Below are 435 nucleotides of genomic sequence, written 5' to 3' on the forward strand. Positions count from 1 at the left end.
TACGCATGACTTTCGCCAGATACCCCATAACGCGGGCAGTTGTTCGGTCTGGGTTCATTTGCAGCACAGTGAAGCGACTGACGCGCTCAACCAATGACGTCACGTTTGCCGTGCCAAACGTCTGGCGAAACCGCATTGGGTCGCCCTCCCATGTGTGGATGCCCCGTTTGATGCAAGAGATACTTTCAACGGTTGGAACATGTGATCGGATACGGTCATGTGTCATGTGTCAGGCCTCAGATTGCGACGTTTCACAAGCCGCGGGCCGGTATGGCGATGCGAAGGTCAGGTCCATATCAATGCCGCAAGCGCGAAGCTCTCTGGGAAGGCCTGGTTTTCCTAACCTCGATCTAGTCGATCATTTGTCCTTACAGTCTCAATGTCCTTCTCACATCATACCGAGCGGTACAGCTTTAAGCTGGCACGACCGGATCT

1 pseudogene is annotated in these 435 nt (G+C 53.8%); it reads right to left on the minus strand.

The window, feature by feature from the left end:
- Positions 1-151: pseudogene (locus AB9F27_RS22085) on the minus strand (IS30 family transposase); the annotation flags it as partial.
- Positions 152-435 lie beyond the last annotated feature (284 nt).

The sequence above is a fragment of the Falsihalocynthiibacter sp. CO-5D18 genome (assembly GCF_041205445.1).
In the GTDB taxonomy this organism is placed as follows: domain Bacteria; phylum Pseudomonadota; class Alphaproteobacteria; order Rhodobacterales; family Rhodobacteraceae; genus Falsihalocynthiibacter; species Falsihalocynthiibacter arcticus.